Raw genomic sequence first — 18178 nt, 5'->3', positions numbered from 1 at the left:
AGTGGGCTTTAAGCGGCGAGCTCGACGCGGGGAGCCGGCGTCAGCCGGTCTTCCTCGAGATAGTCCATCGCGCCGTCCTTCTCGACGGCGTAGAACTGCTGGCCGTCCCGCGACTTGAAGGCGGCGCGCACGATGCCGCGGCGGCCCTTGTCACTGTTGACGACGTCCCCCAGCGCAAACTTCTTCATCTCACGTCTCACTTGTCTTCAGGCCGACTGCTTCGGCCACCTCAGGATTTTGGGCGGCAAATCGTTAACGGCTTGCTAACCATGCCGGTTTGCCTATGCTCGCCGCCGGTCGCGCGGGCACTGGCACGCGCCTGTTGCCATTGAGACGAGCCCCATGACGCGAATTCCGACCCTGTTTCTGTCGCATGGCGGCGGCCCCTGGCCGTTCATGGAGGACAGGCGGGTGCAATATGCCAAGACCGCCCAGGAGTTCGGCCGGCTGCCGCAACTGCTTCCCGCGCGGCCAAAGGCCGTGCTCGTCATCACCGGCCATTGGGAGGCCGACGCCTTCACCGTATCGACCTCGGCGCATCCGCCGATGGTGTACGATTATTACGGTTTCCCCGAGCATACCTACCACATCAAATATCCGGCGCCGGGCAGGCCGGAGCTTGCCGCGCAAGTGAAGGCGCTGCTGACGCGTGCCGGTCTCGATTGCCGGGAAGATCCCAATCAGGGTTTCGATCACGGCACCTTCGTGCCGCTCGGGCTGATGTATCCCGATGCCGACATGCCGATCGTGCTGCTCTCGCTGAAGTCGGCTTACGATCCGGCCGAGCACGTCAAGGTCGGCGAGGCGATCGCATCGCTGCGCGACGAAGGCATCCTGATCGTCGGCAGCGGGCTGACCTATCACAACATGCGCGGCTTCAACCGGCCGGAGTCCAAGCCCGTCTCCTACGATTTCGAGGCCTATCTGAACGAGGCGATCAGCAATCCGGATCCGGCACGCCGCAACGCGATGCTGGTGGATTGGGAGAATGCACCCAGCGCGCGACTGGCGCATCCGCGCGAAGACCATCTGCTGCCGCTGATGGTGGCCGCCGGCGCCGCCGGCCGCGACATCGGCCGGCGCGTCTTCGTCGACGAAGTCGCGAGCGTCGCGATGGCGTCCTATGTGTTTGGATGATTGATTCCTCCTTCTCCCCTTGTGGGAGAAGGTGGCGCGAAGCGCCGGATGAGGGGTTGCTTCAGCGAACTCAAATGCGAGAGGTTCATGTGCGGAGAGAGACCCCTCACCCGTCTCGCCGCTACGCGGCGAGCCACCCTCTCCCGCAAGGGGAGAGGGACATTCACCCGTATCGCAGCTTCATCACCAGAATGCATCCGGCGAGCACGATGGTGATGGCGTTGGCGGCGACGAGCGGGGCGTCGCCGGAGAGCAGGCCGTAGATCAGCCAGAGCAGCAGGCCCAGCACCATGACCAGGAACATGCCGAGCGAGATGTCTCCGGTGGAGCGGGTCTTCCACACCTTGATGGCTTGCGGCGCGTAGGCCACGGTGGTGCAGGTAGCGGCGGCAAAGCCGATCAGCTTGATGACGAAGGGGTCCATGCCGGCTCTATAACATGGATTCGAGGACGGTCATGCTTCAGGCGCGGGAAGTCATGAGATCACGATAAAGCGCTGCATATTCGCCGGCGCGGCCACGCCAGGAGACGTCGGTCGCAAGGCCGTTTCGCTGCAGCCGGCGCCAGGTCGGCTTGTCGTGGAAGGTGGTGTTGGCCTTGCGCAAGCTGCCGGCGAGGGCCTCCGCCGTCACGGGTGCGAACTTGAAGCCGGTGGCGTCGCGGCCGGAGGCGTCGGCCTCGCCGACATCGACGATGGTGTCCTCGAGCCCGCCGACGCGTGAGACGATCGGGACGGCGCCATAGCGCAGCGCGCAGAGCTGGGTCAGGCCGCAGGGCTCGAAGCGCGAAGGCACGATCAGCGCGTCCGATCCGGCCTGGAGCAGGTGCGCCAAAATCTCATCATAGCCGATCACGACGCCGATCCGGCCGGGATTGGCGCGGGCGGCTGCCTGATAGCGGTCCTGGAGATCGCGGTCGCCGCTGCCGAGCAGCGCCAGCTGCATGCCTTCACGCAAAATGGTCGGAATCGCCTGGAGCAGGAGATCGAGACCCTTCTGCCACGACAGCCGGCTGATGACGCCGAGCAGCGGCGCCTCGTCCGAGGAATCGAGGTTGAACTGCTGCTGCAGCACCGCCTTGTTCGCGGCCCGGAACGTGAGGTCCTCCGCGCCGTAACGGTAGGCGATGTGCGGATCGTCCTGCGGATTCCACACGGAGATGTCGATGCCGTTGAGGATGCCGCTGAGCACGCTTGCGCGTGCGCGCAACAGGCCGCCGAACCCCATGCCGCCTTCGTCGCTCTGGATCTCCCGCGCATAGGTCGGAGATACCGTGGTGATGCGGTCGGCGAATTGCAGGCCGGCCTTCAGGAAGCTGATGCCGCCGAAATATTCGAGCTCGTTGACGTTGAACGAGCCCCAGGGCAGGCCGATCGCCCCGATCAGCTCCGGTGCGAACTTGCCCTGATAGGCCATGTTGTGGATGGTCATCACGGTCGCGGGCCGCGGCCGATTGTCATAATGCAGATAGGCGGGTGCGAGCCCGGCCTGCCAGTCATGGGCGTGCACGACATCGGGAACGAACGTCGGAACGAGGCCGTGACCGATATCGGCGGCGACACGTGACAGCGCCGCAAAGCGCACGCCGTTGTCCGGCCAGTCGACGCCCTCGGAGGTGACGTAGGGATTGCCCGGCCGCGCATAGAGATGCGGCACGTCGAGCACGAACAAATCGAGCCCTTCGTGGGAGCCGGCGAGCAGCCGCCCGGGACCGCCGAAATAATCGGGCCAGGTCCGGAGCTCCGCCGCGCCGGAAACCAGCCGCATCACGTCGGGATAGCCCGGCATCAAGGTGCGCATCTCGACGCCGTGCGCCTTCAGCGCGATCGGCAGCGCGCCGGCGACATCTGCAAGGCCGCCGGTCTTGACGATGGGATAGACTTCAGAAGCGACCGCGAGGACGCGAACAGGCGTCATTTATTGAGCCCGTCGATCATCGGCTGGGTGATCAGCGAGATGCCCTGTTCGGTGGTGCGGAATCGCTTCGCGTCGAATTCGGGGTCTTCGCCGACGACGAGCCCTTCGGGAATCTCGACGCCGCGGTCGATCACGACGTTCTTCAGCCGCGCACCGCGGCCGACATTCACATAGGGCATGATCACCGCGTTCTCGACATTGGCGTAGGAGTTGATGCGCACGCCGGTGAACAGCAGCGAGCGCCGCAGCGAGGCGCCCGAGATGATGCAGCCACCTGAGACCAGCGAGCTCACAGCCTGGCCGCGCCGGCTTTCCTCGTCATGGACGAATTTGGCCGGCGGTGTGATTTCCGAATAGGACCAGATCGGCCAGGCGCGGTCGAACAGATCGAGCTCCGGCACCACGTCGGTGAGATCGATGTTGGCGGACCAGTAGGCGTCGACGGTGCCGACGTCGCGCCAGTAGGCGGTGTTGTTGCGGCTGGAGCGGACGCAGGAGGTCGAGAACTGGTGCGCGATGGCCCGGCCGTTCTTGACGAGATAGGGAATGATGTCCTTGCCGAAATCGTGGTTGGAGTTCGGATCCTCGGCGTCGCGCCTGAGCTGGTCGAACAGGAATCTGGCGTTGAAGACGTAGATGCCCATGCTGGCGAGCGAGACGTCCGGCTTGCCGGGCATCGGCGGCGGATCTTTCGGCTTCTCCAAGAACTCCTGGATCCAGCCGTTCTCGTCGATATGCATGATGCCGAAGCCACTGGATTCCGCGCGCGGCATCTCCAGGCAGCCGACCGTGACGTCGGCGCCGCTCTCGACGTGCTGGCGCAGCATCACTTCGTAATCCATCTTGTAGATATGGTCGCCGGCCAGGACCACGATGAAGCGGCAGGCGTGGGATTCGATGATGTCGATGTTCTGGTAGACCGCATCCGCCGTGCCGACATACCACATGTTCTCGGAGACGCGCTGGCTGGCGGGGAGGATGTCGAAGCTCTCGTTGCGCTCGGGGCGGAAGAAGTTCCAGCCCATCTGAAGGTGCCGGATCAGGCTATGCGCCTTGTACTGGGTCGCGACCGCGATCCGGCGGATGCCCGAATTGACGGCGTTCGACAGCGCAAAGTCGATGATGCGGGACTTGCCGCCGAAATAGACGGCGGGCTTGGCGCGCCGGTCAGTCAGCTCCAGGAGCCGGCTGCCGCGTCCGCCCGCCAAGACGAACGCCAACGCCTGACGGGCGAGCGGTTCACTACCGACGGCACTCATGTCATCCTCCCAACTCTGGCATTTCGAGGCTTTTTGTCGCCAGAAGCCCCGCGGTCCCGCGCCCACTGGAACCGATAGTAACGGTACGCATAGTAAATCGGGAAGTAGGTTGTTGGTTGCGAACGCGGGAAGCTTAATGCTTTCGACTTGGCTATCCAGCAGCGCGCCATGCGCGGGACTTGTGCGCCGCACGCAAATCCGGGTTTTGAATCCGGACTTTGACTTGGCGCAAGGATGCCCGATCATGGTGTTGCGATCCTTTTCCAAGCAAAGTCAGACAGGGAGTAAGACGATGAGGATCTGGAGAACGGCAATTGCCTGTGCGCTGGCCGGCGCGGTCGTCGCCAGCGAAATTCAGCAGGCGGCGGCAGCCCCGCTGCCGACCAACGTCGCGACCATGAAGGCCGCAGCCAGCAATGACGTCACGCAGGTGCATTGGCGCGGCGGCGGCTGGGGCCTTGGCGGTCTCGCCGCCGGCGCGATCATCGGCGGCGCCATCGCCAGCGGCGGCTATGGCTATTACGGCGGCGGTCCGTATTACGGCGGCTATGGCTATCCGGGCTACGGCTATGGTTATGCGCCGGCCTATTACGGCGGCTACGGTTACGCCCCGGTTTATCCGCGATATTACCGGCCGTATCGTCCGTATTACGGCTATGGCTACGGCTACCGCCCGTACCGGGTTTATCACCGTCACTATTATCGCCGCTATTGGTGAGCCCTCGGGCTCTGGCTTTGAGCATGATCTGCGCGCAAACGCGTTCTGTGTTTGCGCGCACAATCGCGTTGCGATGGAGCCGGCCGGCGTGGACTGCTCTTTCGCGGAAGTAACAATGTGTGATGGCACGGCCGTACGTTGCGCGCCGCAGGTTTGGAACTCCAGGGAACAAATCGTCGTTTGCAGTGCCGGGCGGGCCAACCGGGAGCGGTGCCGTGCGAGCGCAGCCGACGCTATTGTTTTGCCTAGCCATGTTTTCGTTTTCAGTCGTTTCCGTTGCCCGCGCCGAAAGCGGGCTTGCCTCTTACTACGGCTATGGAAAAGCCGGTAAAGGCGGCGAACTCACCTGCGCCCACCGCACGCGCCCGTTCGGCAGCGTGCTCAGGGTGTCCTATGGCAGCCGCTCGATCCAATGCCGTGTCAACGATCGCGGCCCGTTCATCCGCGGCCGTATCGTCGATCTCTCGGTGCCCGCCGCCCGCGCACTCGGCATGATGAGCGCGGGTGTGGTGCGAGTCTCCGTGGAATAGGCCGGCCCGCACGCTATAGTGCTGCCCAAAGCATTGGGGAGCACGATGGCAGGAATCAGGGTGGGACTCGTCGGTTGCGGCTTCGTGTCGGAGTTGCATATGTATGCGTTCCGGCGCGTCTATGGCGTGGACGTCGAGGTCGCGGCGGTCGCCGCGCGTGGCGAGAAAGTCATCGCGTTCGCGCAGCACCACAATATCCCGCGCGTCTATCGCAGCTTTGCAGAGCTGATCGCGGACGGCGAGATCGACGTCGTCGACATCTGCACCCCGCCCAATCTTCATGCCGAAATGATCGTCGGTGCCATGCAGGCCGGCAAGCATGTGATCTGCGAAAAGCCGTTCGCCGGCTATTTCGGCCGCGACGGCGACGCGCAGCCGATCGGCAAGCACGTGCCGAAGGCGCTGATGTATCAGCGCGTGATCGAGGAAATGGACAAGACCCGCGCCGCGATCGAGCGCACCGGAAAACTCTTCATGTACGCCGAGGACTGGGTCTACGCGCCCGCGGTGACCAAGACCGCGGAGATCATCAGGGCGACGAAAGACAAGATCCTGTTCATGAAGGGCGAGGAAAGCCATTCCGGCTCGCACGCGGCCCATGCCGCGCAATGGGCGATGACCGGCGGCGGCTCGCTGATCCGCATGGGCTGCCATCCGCTCTCGGCCGTGCTCTATCTCAAGCAGGTCGAGGCCAAGGCGCGCGGCGAGAGCATCCGTGTCGCCAGCGTCACCGGCGACGTCGGCAATGTCACGGCGTCTCTCAAGCCCGAGGAGCGCGGCTACATCAAGGCCAATCCCGTCGATGTCGAAGACTGGGGCACGCTCACCGCCACCTTCTCCGACGGCACCAAGGCGACCGTGTTCTCCGGCGACATGATCATGGGCGGCGTGCGCAACCTGATCGAGACCTACACCAGCGGCGGCTCGCTGTTCGCCAACATCACCCCCAACAATCATCTGATGAGCTACCAGACCAGCGAGGAGAAGCTCGCCAGTGTCTACATCACCGAAAAGGTCGACCGCAAAACCGGCTGGCAATATGTCTGCCTCGAGGAGGAATGGACGCGCGGCTATTTGCAGGAGATCCAGGATTTCATCGAATGCGTGGCGACTGGCCGGCAGCCGTTGTCGGACCTCGCGCTGGCCTACGAGACGATCAAGGTAAATTACGCTGGCTATTGGGCCGCGGAGGAGGGGAGGCGAGTGGTGCTGTAGGGCCGCTGAAGAGACCACAGGCACGCTGCTATCCCTTCTCCCCTTGTGGGAGAAGGTGGCGCGAAGCGCCGGATGAGGGGCATCTATCCGAGAATTCAGACGGCGAGAGGTTCACGCGTGGAGAGAGACCGCCCACCCGTCTCGCCGCTTCGCGGCGAGCCACCCTCTCCCACAAGGGGAGAGGGGAAGACGGCGCCGATGCTCGCTATCCATTTCAGCGCGTTCAATACTACGTCCCGTAGGTCGATCCCTTCGGCAGCGGAAACACCGGGTCTTGTGTGCGGATGTTGGTCGGCCACACCACCGAGATGTGCTCGCCGGCGTTCTGCATCACGACAGGCGTCGAGCGCTCGTTCTGGCCGGAGAGCGGGGTGCCCGGCGGGAAGAATTTTACGCCGTAGCCCTGGATGGTGCCGCCGGCGGGAATGTCGACGTCGAGCGCGGCTTTGCGGATGGCCTCGGGCTCGAAGCTGCCGTACTTCTCCTTGGCGACCGGCAGCACGTTGTTGAGCAGCACCCAGGTCTGGTTGAAGCCCATCGAGCAATGCGGCGGCACGTCGGTGGCGCCGGTCTTGGCCTGGTAGCGCGAGACCATGGTCTTGATCAGATCGCCCATGCCCGGCGCGAGTTTGGACGGATCGAGCAATTGCGCCGGCACCGGGTCGATGTTGCAGAAATTGTCGATGTCGGCGCCAAACGTGGCGCGCAGCTTGTCGAGCTGGCTGTAGCCCGCGCCGGCGCCGAACAGCATCTTGAAGCGCAATCCGCTCTCGCGCGCCTGGCGCAGGAACAGGGTGATGTCGGGGTTGTAGCCGGCATGCGAGATCACGTCGGCCTTGGCGCGCTTGATCTTCGTCACCAGCACCGACAGGTCGGGCGCCGAGGCCGAATAGCCCTCGCGCAGCACGACCTGGATGCCGGCCTGCTTGGCATAGGCCTCGTCGGCGGCGGCGACGCCGACGCCGTAGGGCCCATCCTCGTGGATCAGCGCGACCTTGACCTCCTTGGGATCCATGCCGAGCTTGGCTTGCGCGTGCTCGGCGAGGAAGCCGGCAAAGGCCTGGCCGTACTGGTCGGAATGGATCTGCGCGCGGAACACGTATTGCAGGTTCTTGTCCTTGAACACGGCGGTCGAGACCGCGGTCGTGATCCAGAGGATCTTCTTCTGCTGCTCGACCTTGGCCGCCATCGGCACCGCGTGCGCGCTGGAATAGACGCCGTTGATGATGTCGATCTTTTCCTGGCTGATCAGCCGCTCGGCCTCGTTGATGGCGACGTCGGCCTTGCTCTGCGAGTCCGCCGCAACGGGCACGATCTTGGTCTTGCCGCCGATGCCGCCCTTTTCGTTGACGAGGTCGATGGCGATCTGCGCGCCGACCGAGGAGGCGACCGAGCCGCCGGCCGCGAACGGCCCGGTGAGGTCGTAGATCAGGCCGATGCGCAAATTCTCCGCCTGCGCCTGGGCCCTGGTCCAATCGAGGCTGAGTGTGGCGGCGGCAGCCGCCGTACCCTTCAGCAGCTGCCTGCGTGAAGTCGGCATCCTATCCTCCCTCAAAACCGTCCTGTGTTTGGTTGTTATTGTTCCGCGAAGTATGGGGAACCGGATCGAAGAAAGTCAACATGGCGAAAGTCGAGGTCTGTCCGAGGCGTCATGGAACGCACTTGCGAAATGACGGCGAGATGGCCCGGCGGCCATCGCCGCGTGGTCACTGCCTGAGACGGCTGGCCAGATAACGCGCCGTCTTGCCGCCGGCCTTGGCGACCTGTTCGGGCGTTCCCGCCGCGACGATGCGGCCGCCCTCGTCGCCGGCGCCGGGGCCGAGATCGATGATCCAGTCGCTGTGCGCGACGACGTCCATGTCATGCTCGACCACGATCACGCTGCTGCCGGCGTCGACGATCCGCTCGAGCTGGGCAATCAGCCGTTCGACATCGCGCGGGTGCAGGCCGGTGGTGGGCTCATCCAGCACATAGAGCGTGTGCCCACGCTGCGGCCGCATCAGCTCGGTCGCGAGCTTGATGCGCTGGGCTTCGCCGCCGGACAATTCGGTGGCGGACTGGCCGAGGCGGATATAGCCGAGACCGACCTCGCGGACGACCGACAGCGAACGGTTCAGCGTGGCATCGCCCTCGAAGAAGGCGAAGGCCTCGTCGACGCGCATCGCCAGCACATCCGCGATGGACTTGCCGCGGATCTTCACCTCCAGCGTCTTGTCGTTGTAGCGCGCGCCCTTGCAGGTCGGGCAGGGCGCATAGACGCTCGGCAGGAACAGCAGCTCGACGCAGACGAACCCCTCACCCTCGCAGGTCGCACACCGGCCTTTCGCGACATTGAACGAGAAGCGCCCGGCATCGTAGCGGCGCGACTTCGCCTGCGGCGTCGCCGCGAACAGTTTTCGCACATGGTCGAACAGGCCGGTATAGGTCGCAAGGTTGGAGCGCGGCGTGCGCCCGATCGGCTTCTGATCCACGACGACGAGGCGGCTCACCTGGTCGAGGCCGCCAACGATCTTGCCCCCGAGGGTCTCGACCGTCGGAGCCAGGCTGTCGTCGTCGTCAGTGGCGAGCGTATGGCCGAGATGCGCGGCCACGGTGTCGACAAGGAACTGGCTGATCAGGCTCGACTTGCCGGAGCCCGATACGCCGGTGACGCCAGTGATGACGCCGAGCGGAATGTCGACGTCGAGGCCGCGAAGATTGTTGCGGACGACGCCCCTGATATTCAGATGCCCCTTCGGCTCGCGGCGACCAGCCGGCAGCGGCTTTCTTGGTCGCGAGAGATAATGGGCCGTTCGCGATTGTGCGACGTCACCGAGCCCAGCCGGCGGCCCGCTGTAGAGGATGAGCCCGCCGCCGTCGCCGGCGTCGGGACCGACATCCACCAGCCAGTCGGCATGCCTGATCACCTCGATCTCGTGCTCGACCACGAAGATCGAATTGCCCGCGCGCTTCAGCCGGTCCAGCGCCCGCAGCAGCGCCTCGGTGTCGGCGGGATGCAGGCCGGCGGACGGCTCGTCGAGCACATAGACGACGCCGAACAAATTGGAGCGGACCTGCGTCGCCAAGCGCAGGCGCTGCAATTCGCCCGGCGACAGCGTCGGCGTGCTGCGTTCGCAGGCGAGATAGCCGAGGCCGAGGTCGAGCAGCACGGCGAGGCGCGCCGTCAGATCCTCGCAGATGCGCCTTGCGACGACGATCTTCTCCGACTTGTCCGCCGAAGCCTTTGCGAACGGCCTGATCAACTCGTGCAGCTGCTTGAGCGGCAAATGCGACATCTCGGCGATGTCGAGCCCGGCGAATTTCACCTTGAGGGCCTCGGGCTTCAGCCGCGTGCCATGGCAGGTCGGGCAGTCCTGGGTGATCATGAATTGCGCGACGCGGCGCTTCATCATCGCGCTCTCGGATTTGGCATAGGTCTGCATCACGTAGCGCTTCGCGCCGGTGAAGGTGCCCTGATAGCTCGGCTCTTCCTTGCGGCGCAGGGCGCGCCTGACCTCGGCGGCATCGTAGCCGGCATAAACAGGAACGGTCGGCTGCTCCTCGGTGAACAGGATCCAGTCCCGGTCCTTCTTCGACAGCTCGCGCCAGGGCTTGTCGACGTCGTAGCCGAGCGTCGTCAGGATGTCGCGCAGGTTCTGGCCCTGCCAGGCGCTCGGCCAGGCCGCGACGGCACGCTCGCGGATGGTCTTGGTGTCGTCGGGCACCATCGACTTCTCGGTGACGTCGAGCATCCGGCCGATGCCGTGGCAGGTCGGGCAGGCGCCCTCCGGCGTGTTCGGCGAAAACGCCTCCGCATAGAGCATCGCTTGTCCGCGCGGGTAGTCGCCCGCTCGGGAATAGAGCATCCTCAGCAGGTTCGAGATGGTGGTGACGCTGCCGACGGATGATCGCGTCGTCGGCGCGCCGCGCTGCTGCTGCAGCGCCACCGCGGGCGGCAGGCCTTCGATGTCGTCGACTTCAGGGATCTGCATCTGGTGGAACAGGCGTCGCGCGTAGGGCGACACCGATTCCAGATAGCGCCGCTGCGCCTCGGCGTAGATCGTTCCAAAGGCCAGCGAGGATTTGCCAGAGCCCGATACGCCCGTGAACACGACGAGGGCGTTGCGGGGAATGCGGACGTCGAGGTTCTTCAGGTTGTGCTCGCGCGCGCCCCGGACCCGGACGAAGCCGTCGTCCTGCAGCAGGCTGTCGGATTGTCTCGGTCGATCGTCCATCTCGCCTCCTTCGGCCCCCGTGGGGGAACAACGGCAGGATCGCAGGATGGGTCCTTTGATGCCAGCGCGCCGGTGAGGCTAAACAGCATCGGTGCTTGTTGAAACGGGTGCCGCACAGGCGATCCTCAGCCTGAGGGCCCTCCAACGGCGGGCGTCTCGAAGGATGGTCGCGGCCGAGCTCGCCGCCAAAGGCGATCGCCCTGCGGTGGCAGGGCGGGACCTTGCAAGAGGCGTTCGGCGGCCAGCAAGCCGCGCCTCAGACGATGAAGTCCCTGGCGTTGAGATCGGCCGCATGGACGCCGTCCAGCGTGATCGTGTCGCTGGCCGTCAGGTGAATCACCGCATTGCCGGCGCTGTCGTCGCTGATCAGGTTCTTCAGATCGGCCCAGCCTGCAAAGCCGTAAGCGTGGACGTCGATCACGTCATGCTCCCGCGCGGTGCTGCCGGCGGCCTTGTTGCCCTGATCGAAATCGTTGATCACGTCCTGGCCCGAGCCTGCGTTGAACACGAACAGATCGTTGTTCGGCCCGCCCCAGAGCTGATCATCGCCGCCCCCGCCGTTCAGGAGGTCGCGGCCGCCCGTGATCGAGCTGCCCACGGCCGGGGCGTAGATGTTGGCATCGCCAAACAGCCAGTCGCCGCGCGCGCTGCCCACGAGGATGTCGTTGCCGCCATGCGCGTTGCCTGACATGTTCGAGGCATCACCGAACATGGTGATCGACGTCGAATCGGGATTGCCGTCGACGGCTGCGATCAGCACGTCGTCGCCGCCGCGGGCGTTGCCGCTCATGTAGTCCGCGTCCCCGGCCATGAACGCACCCCCGGATCGCGCTTCGGTGCCAACCGTGTAGACGAGAATATCGTTGCCGCCACGTGCCTCGCCCAGCATGTCGGGCGCATCGCCGAAGATCGATGCGGCGCCATAGACGCCGGCCTGGGTGACGTTGATGATGTCGTTGCCGCCTCGGGTCTCGTCGTTCATGGTCGTGCCCGCATCGCCGGCGAACGTCCCGTACGCCCTGTTTCCCATCGTGCCCGTGATGAAATCATTGCCTCCGCGCGCTTCTCCGCTCATCGCCATCTCGGCGTCGCCGAACAGAGAGGTGGTCGTATAGATCGTATCCGTGGCGTCGACGTTGAGAACGTCATTGCCGCCATGGGCATGGCCGGACATCGTCCGCGCGTCGCCGTCGACGGTGACATAGACGCCGAAGCCTGCGACATCAGCGGCGAAATGGTCGTTGCCGCCGTGCGACCGTCCCTGCAGATCCTCATCGTCGCCGACCAGCAGCAGGGTGCTGGGCCCGCCATCGACTGTTGCGATCATGGTGTCGTTGCCGCCGCGGCCGTCGATCGGCAGACCGGGATCGCCGAATACGAGCACGAGCTCCTGGCTTCCGACGTTGGTGATGATCGTGTCGTTTGGCATATGGCGCATCGCGAAGGCTCCCCAGTTCATATCCGGCGCGGAGCGCGGCGAGCATCATGCCCGCGCGCCGCGCTGCGGCCCTGCCGCGTCACACATCATCTTTGCTTTGATGGCGGAGATTGGCCCGCGGTGCAGCTTGATTGCGGCCGGGGAACGTCATCGGCGCGCGCGCATCGTCAGGCTGTCATGAAACGCGGAGTCGCGCGGAGTGGGCAAAACGACTTGTCCGCTGTAGCTCGAAAAGCGTAGGCGGAAGCGTGCCCACGATCCCTTTGAGACGAAGGGAGATGGTGGGCACGGCGCTTTGCGCCGTTGCCCACCCGACGATAGCTGGCTCGCCCTCAGCCGGGCCCCGCGCCCTGCGTTGCCGTGAACACCGCGTAGAGCGACTGGCTCGCGGCCATGAACAGCCGGTTGCGCTTGGGGCCGCCGAAGGTGATGTTGCCGCACACCTCCGGCAGGCGGATGCGGCCGAGCAGCTTGCCCTCCGGTGACCAAACTGTCACGCCGCTATAGCCGACGGCGCGGCCGGCATTGCTGGAGGCCCAGACATTGCCGTTGACGTCGCAGCGCACGCCGTCCGGCCCGCACTTCACGCCGTCGACCACGCATTCGCTGAACTTCTTGAGGTTCGACAGCTTGTTGTCGCTGCCGACGTCGAACACGAAGATCTCGCCCTTGCCGCCGGGTCCGGTATCGCCCGGTCCCTTGCCGGTCGAGGCGACGTAGAGCTTCTTGTAGTCCGGCGAGAAGCAGAGGCCGTTCGGATCGGGCACCTGCTCCTCGGTGACGACGAGGTCAATGCGGCCGGAAGGGTCGATGCGATAGCAATTGGTCGGCAGCTCGCGCTTGCCCGGTGTGAAGCCGGCTGGCTGTCCGATCCGCGGATTGAGCTTGCCGCCGGCATTGCTCGCGCCCCCCGCCGCATCCGGCTCGCCCTCGTAGAGCTGGCCGCCATAGGGCGGATCGGTGAACCAGTAGCTGCCGTCGGGATGCGCGACGACGTCGTTCGGCGAATTCAGTTTCTTGCCGTTGTAATTGTCGCAGAGAACCGTGGCGGTGCCGTCGTGCTCGTAGCGCGTCACCCGGCGGGTCAAATGTTCGCAGGAGAGCTGGCGGCCCTGGAAGTCGAAGGAGTTGCCGTTGGAATTGTTGGACGGGGTGCGGAACACGCTGACGCGGCCGTCGTCCTCGCTCCAGCGCATCTGCCGGTTGTTGGGAATGTCGCTCCAGAGCAGATATCGTCCTTGCGCGCTCCAGGCCGGGCCTTCGGCCCACAGCACGCCGGTGTAGAGACGCTTGATCGCGGTGTTGGGCTGCGCGAGATCGTTGAAGGACGGATCGACCGCGATGATGTCAGGGTCCCAGAAATAAGTCGTCGGCGCGCCGTGCGGGCCGAAATCGCGCGGCGGGGTCGTGATGGTGGTCGGCGGTGCGGCGGGGCCGGTCTGAGCCAGCGCAGGGCCGGCGACGGTGGCGGCGGCGCCAAGCGCAAGCCCCCGGACAAGTGTTCGTCGTGAAAGCGCAAGCTCCTGCTCACGCTGTTCCTGGCGTGTCATCGCGTCCTCCCAAGTCATGTTCGGCTGGCCGGTTGATCCGGCCGAGCAACTGGAGGTTAATGCGGTCCAGCGCCGGTTGCGAGGGTGGAATTGGATGCGCACGATGGCTCGCAGCCGCAATCCCGTCATATTCAATGCGTTTGGAGCAGACGCGCTTCGCGTCCGCTTTACGCCGTTTGCGAGGCTCGAAAATGTTCCGACGGCTTGAGCAAAAATCTCCCTGCGGCAAAGCGCGTCATGTCACGCATTCGGCCCGCTTCAAGCCATGATTTCGCGCGGATTGCCACGCAGACACCGTGCGGGGGCGATGAACGGAGTTGAGAGTGGCTGGCGTCGTCGTATTGATCGTGTTGCTGGGAGTCGCGTTCGCGGCCGGCTATTTCACGCGTGACACCATCTCCAACAAGCGGCGCGCGGAAGCTCGCCGCTGGCGGGAATATAGCGAACCGGATTGGCTTCCCGCCAACCCACCCGCCAACACCAATGACATCGCCAGCGCCATCACGGCAGTGCCCGTGGTCAACGGCGAGCTCGGCCAGATGCTGAGCCGCTGGGAGACGAGAGCCCGCGCCCGCCGCGCGGGATAGGGGCGAGTCCACTCGCGCAGAAATATTCCACTTTACCGAAATACGGAAATGGCGCATATGTCGCCCATCCCGGCTCATCCAGAGGGCGATCTCGAGCTCGTCTTGATCGCGAACCGGGCTTGCGGTGGACGCGGCAGCGTCGGCACGAGAAGGGACGGGCAGGGCGGGTAGTCCCCGTGCGCAGCGAAGCAATCCGGACTGCCTCCGCGGAGGGATTTCGGATTGCCTGCCGCCTTTTGGGTCCTGGCTCTGCGCCGCATCGCTTACGCGCCTGCAGCGGGTCCAGGCACGAAGCGGGGGGAGGGGTGGCAATCAGGTCAGCCCCCTTGACCATCTTTTGGCGTTGCAGTTGCGGCCATTTCTCGTCTAGAAACAGGCCACTGAGCCTCCCGGCAACCAACCGTCAACGGTTTTGACCGAGAATTTGTGGGCTCAAAAGGGTCTGGCAATGCTGATTCGCGGCCAAATCGAGGGGATTTCGGGGGAGGTGGCTCTGGCCGCCGCCACGATCCCGGCCGCGCTGCTGCCCACCCTCCTGATTGGCGGGCTTCTTCTTAGCTGCCCCTGAGGGCCGGCTGGGCGCCATGCGCCTGGGCGCTCAGGGGTTGGTCGAGATCACCGGACACCTCAAGCGCCAGGGACCAAGACGGCCTGAACGGCGCAAAAGCTCAAAAGGAAATTTGAAATGGCCACCGTGAACAAGTCCGAGAAGGACCGCGTCATCATTTTCGACACCACGCTGCGCGACGGCGAGCAGTGCCCCGGCGCCACCATGACCTTCGAGGAAAAGATCGAGGTCGCCGAGTTGCTGGACGATATGGGCGTGGACGTCATCGAGGCCGGCTTCCCGATCACCTCGCAGGGTGACTTCGAAGCGGTGAGCGAGATCGCCCGCCGCTCCAAGAACTCCGTCATCGCCGGCCTGTCCCGCGCCCATCCGGCCGACATCGACCGCTGCGCCGAGGCGGTGAAGTTCGCCAAGCGCGGCCGCGTCCACACCGTGATCGCGACCTCGCCGCTGCACATGCGGGTGAAGTTGAACAAGACGCCGGAAGAAGTGCTCGAGACCTCGGTCGCGATGGTCGCGCGCGCCCGCAACCAGATCGACGACGTCGAATGGTCGGCGGAGGACGGCACCCGCAGCGAGATGGACTTCCTGTGCCGCATCGTCGAGGCCGTGATCAAGGCCGGCGCTACCACGGTGAACATACCCGACACCGTCGGCTACACCGTGCCGGAGGAATACACCCACTTCATGAAGACGCTGATCGAACGCGTGCCGAACTCGGACAAGGCGGTGTTCTCCGTGCACTGCCATAACGATCTCGGCATGGCGGTCGCGAACTCGCTGGCCGGCATCGTCGGCGGCGCGCGCCAGGTCGAGTGCACCATCAACGGCATCGGCGAGCGCGCCGGCAACGCTGCGCTCGAGGAGATCGTGATGGCGATCAACGTGCGCAACGACAAATTCCCCTACTGGAACAAGATCGACACCACCCAGCTGACCCGCGCCTCGAAGGTGGTGTCGGCAGCAACCTCGTTCCCGGTCCAGTACAACAAAGCCATCGTCGGCCGGAACGCGTTCGCGCATGAGAGCGGCATCCATCAGGACGGTGTGCTGAAGGACGCCTCGACCTACGAGATCATGCGGCCCGAGATGGTCGGCTTGAAGCAATCCTCGCTGGTGCTCGGCAAGCATTCCGGCCGCCATGCCTTCGTGCACAAGCTGGAGGAGATGGGCTACAAGCTCGGCCCGAACCAGCTGGAAGACGCGTTCACGCGGATGAAGGCGCTGGCCGACCGCAAGAAGGACATCTACGACGAGGACATCGAGGCGCTGGTCGACGAGGAGATGGCGGCCTCGCACGACCGCATCAAGTTGACCTCGCTGACCGTGATCGCCGGCACCCATGGCCCGCAGCGCGCGACCATGAAGCTGGACGTCGACGGCCAGATCAAGATCGAGGAAGCCGAGGGCAACGGTCCGGTGGACGCAGTGTTCAACTGCATCAAGCGCCTGGTGCCGCACGAGGCCAAGCTGGAGCTGTACCAGGTCCACGCCGTCACCGAGGGCACCGACGCGCAGGCGGAAGTGTCGGTGCGGCTGTCGCAGGACGGCCGCTCGATGACCGCCCGCGCGGCGGATCCGGATACCCTGGTGGCATCCGCAAAAGCCTATCTCGGCGCGCTCAACAAGATCGTCATGAAGCGCCAGCGCGACACGGTTACAACGGCAGCAGCGGGCTGACGGACGAAGTTGGTCATTCCGGGGCGATGCGAAGCATCGAACCCGGAATCTCGAGATTCCGGGTCTGGTCCTTCGGACCATCCCGGAATGACGGTCTGAGAGATACCTGCCCTGCTAACGGCCAATAGCAGCGTAGCCCGACGGCCTGTATTGATTCTGTCGGCATGAGGATTGGCCGCCCGCGCGCCGGGCGGTCCAGATAATAACAGGGAGAGAACATGCGCACCTTCGCGATCGCCGCGTCCATCGCGGCATTGGCACTCGGGCTGGCCGGTCCGGCGTCGGCTCAATCGCCGATCATCATCAAATTCAGCCACGTCGTCGCCACCGACACGCCGAAGGGCAAGGCAGCGGAGAAGTTCAAGGAGCTCGCCGAGAAGTACACCGCCGGCAAGGTCAAGGTCGAGGTCTACCCGAACTCGACGCTGTACAAGGACAAGGAAGAGCTCGAGGCGCTGCAGCTCGGCAGCGTGCAGATGCTGGCACCGTCCAACTCCAAGTTCGGACCGCTCGGCATCCGCGAGTTCGAGGTGTTCGATCTGCCCTACATCCTGCCCGACCTGAAGACGCTGCGGAAGGTGACGGAAGGGCCGCTCGGCACGCGGCTGCTCAAGCTGCTGGACGCCAAGGGCATCACCGGCCTTGCCTATTGGGACAACGGCTTCAAGCAGATGAGCGCCAACAAGAAGCTGGTGACGCCCGCCGACTACCAGGGCGTCAAGTTCCGCATCCAGTCCTCGCGCGTGCTGCAGGCCCAGTTCAAGGCGCTCGGCTCGCTGCCGCAGGTGATGGCGTTCTCTGAAGTCTACCAGGCGCTGCAGACCGGCGTGGTCGACGGCCAGGAGAACACCTGGTCGAACATCTATACCCAGAAGATGCACGAGGTGCAGAAGTACATCACCGAGACCAATCACGGCTACATCGGCTACGTCGTTATCGTGAACAAAAAGTTCTGGGACGATCTGCCGGCCGACATCCGCGATCCCCTCACCAAGGCGATGAAGGAAGCCACCGACTTCGGCAATGCGCAGTCGCAGAAGGAGAACGACGACGCGCTCGCCGAGATCAAGAAGAGCGGCAAGAGCGAGATCATCAAGCTCACGGCGGAGCAGAGCGAGGCGATGCGCAAGGCGATGGAGCCGGTCTACAAGGACGCCGCGGGCCGCATCGGCCAGCCGCTGATCGACGAATTCCTGAAAGAGGCCAAGAGCGCCACAAATTGAGAGCGCCACAAATTAAGAGCGCGATCAACTGAGGGCACGGCGAACTGATCCGTCCGAACGATGAACGAAGGCTTCCGTGCGGCCTGCACGGAAGCCTTTTTGTTGCGAATGATTTCCAGCTTGCGGCCGGAGGTAAAATCGGT

15 protein-coding genes are annotated in these 18178 nt (G+C 64.6%); 7 read left to right on the top strand and 8 right to left on the bottom strand.

The genetic code is table 11. From position 1 onward, the window contains the following. Positions 1-8: 8 nt before the first annotated feature. Positions 9-188 (bottom strand): hypothetical protein, encoded by a 180-nt coding sequence (locus ML401_RS27405; protein ID WP_194403805.1) that lies wholly within the window; start codon positions 186-188, stop codon positions 9-11. Positions 189-342: 154 nt separating this feature from the next. On the opposite strand from ML401_RS27405, the gene ML401_RS27400 reads away from it, so the two are divergent. Continuing rightward, positions 343-1137, top strand: a complete 795-nt coding sequence (locus ML401_RS27400) for a class III extradiol ring-cleavage dioxygenase (protein WP_285807592.1) — start codon at positions 343-345, stop codon at positions 1135-1137. A 163-nt stretch (positions 1138-1300) separates the two neighbouring features. On the opposite strand, the gene ML401_RS27395 is transcribed toward ML401_RS27400, so the two are convergent. Genes ML401_RS27395 through glgC form a run of 3 tightly spaced genes read right to left on the bottom strand, consistent with a single transcriptional unit; the run spans position 1301 to position 4312 of the window. Then, positions 1301-1561, bottom strand: coding sequence for a SemiSWEET transporter (locus ML401_RS27395; RefSeq protein ID WP_211416380.1), 261 nt, complete (start codon positions 1559-1561; stop codon positions 1301-1303). Between the two features lie 37 nt (positions 1562-1598). Continuing rightward, a complete protein-coding gene (gene glgA / locus ML401_RS27390; RefSeq protein ID WP_285807591.1) occupies positions 1599-3053 on the bottom strand; it encodes a glycogen synthase GlgA in 1455 nt (484 codons plus the stop codon). Further along, on the bottom strand, positions 3050-4312 hold the full coding sequence (gene glgC, locus ML401_RS27385) for a glucose-1-phosphate adenylyltransferase (protein ID WP_194403801.1): 1263 nt from the start codon (positions 4310-4312) through the stop codon (positions 3050-3052). Before glgC ends, glgA begins: the two co-directional genes overlap by 4 nt. A 292-nt stretch (positions 4313-4604) precedes the next feature. On the opposite strand from glgC, the gene ML401_RS27380 reads away from it, so the two are divergent. The 3 genes from ML401_RS27380 to ML401_RS27370 all read left to right on the top strand — a co-directional run bounded on the left by ML401_RS27380 (position 4605) and on the right by ML401_RS27370 (position 6775). After that, positions 4605-5030 carry a hypothetical protein gene (locus ML401_RS27380; protein WP_285807590.1) on the top strand — a complete coding sequence of 142 codons (426 nt, stop codon included), beginning with the start codon at positions 4605-4607 and terminating at the stop codon, positions 5028-5030. A gap of 215 nt (positions 5031-5245) precedes the next feature. Then, positions 5246-5560 carry a septal ring lytic transglycosylase RlpA family protein gene (locus ML401_RS27375; protein ID WP_194403799.1) on the top strand — a complete coding sequence of 105 codons (315 nt, stop codon included), beginning with the start codon at positions 5246-5248 and terminating at the stop codon, positions 5558-5560. A 45-nt stretch (positions 5561-5605) separates the two neighbouring features. Next, on the top strand, positions 5606-6775 hold the full coding sequence (locus ML401_RS27370; RefSeq protein ID WP_212067547.1) for a Gfo/Idh/MocA family protein: 1170 nt from the start codon (positions 5606-5608) through the stop codon (positions 6773-6775). 229 nt (positions 6776-7004) lie between these two features. Here the strand turns inward: ML401_RS27370 and ML401_RS27365 are convergent, their stop codons facing one another. The 4 genes from ML401_RS27365 to ML401_RS27350 form a co-directional block, all read right to left on the bottom strand. Then, positions 7005-8315, bottom strand: coding sequence for an ABC transporter substrate-binding protein (locus tag ML401_RS27365; protein WP_194403797.1), 1311 nt, complete (start codon positions 8313-8315; stop codon positions 7005-7007). A gap of 166 nt (positions 8316-8481) precedes the next feature. Beyond that, complete coding sequence (gene uvrA / locus ML401_RS27360; protein WP_285807589.1) at positions 8482-10989, bottom strand: excinuclease ABC subunit UvrA; 2508 nt, start codon at positions 10987-10989, stop codon at positions 8482-8484. Positions 10990-11245: 256 nt separating this feature from the next. Beyond that, positions 11246-12427: a calcium-binding protein gene (locus ML401_RS27355; protein ID WP_285807588.1), complete on the bottom strand. Its 1182-nt coding sequence runs from the start codon at positions 12425-12427 to the stop codon at positions 11246-11248. A gap of 332 nt (positions 12428-12759) precedes the next feature. Continuing rightward, positions 12760-13977, bottom strand: a complete 1218-nt coding sequence (locus tag ML401_RS27350) for an SMP-30/gluconolactonase/LRE family protein (RefSeq protein ID WP_211416386.1) — start codon at positions 13975-13977, stop codon at positions 12760-12762. 323 nt (positions 13978-14300) lie between these two features. Here ML401_RS27350 and ML401_RS27345 point away from each other — a divergent pair, with 323 nt between their 5' ends. The 3 genes from ML401_RS27345 (at position 14301) to ML401_RS27335 (ending at position 18035) form a co-directional block, all read left to right on the top strand. Next, positions 14301-14564 (top strand): hypothetical protein, encoded by a 264-nt coding sequence (locus tag ML401_RS27345; RefSeq protein ID WP_194403793.1) that lies wholly within the window; start codon positions 14301-14303, stop codon positions 14562-14564. Positions 14565-15249: 685 nt separating this feature from the next. Next, on the top strand, positions 15250-16812 hold the full coding sequence (locus ML401_RS27340; RefSeq protein ID WP_211416387.1) for a 2-isopropylmalate synthase: 1563 nt from the start codon (positions 15250-15252) through the stop codon (positions 16810-16812). A gap of 218 nt (positions 16813-17030) precedes the next feature. After that, positions 17031-18035 (top strand): TRAP transporter substrate-binding protein, encoded by a 1005-nt coding sequence (locus ML401_RS27335; protein WP_211416388.1) that lies wholly within the window; start codon positions 17031-17033, stop codon positions 18033-18035. Positions 18036-18178 lie beyond the last annotated feature (143 nt).

The organism is Bradyrhizobium sp. 62B (genome assembly GCF_030272265.2).
Classification (GTDB): Bacteria; Pseudomonadota; Alphaproteobacteria; order Rhizobiales; family Xanthobacteraceae; genus Bradyrhizobium.
Note: the sequence above shows the minus strand (reverse complement) of the source record. Positions and strands in the feature narration are given on the sequence as shown.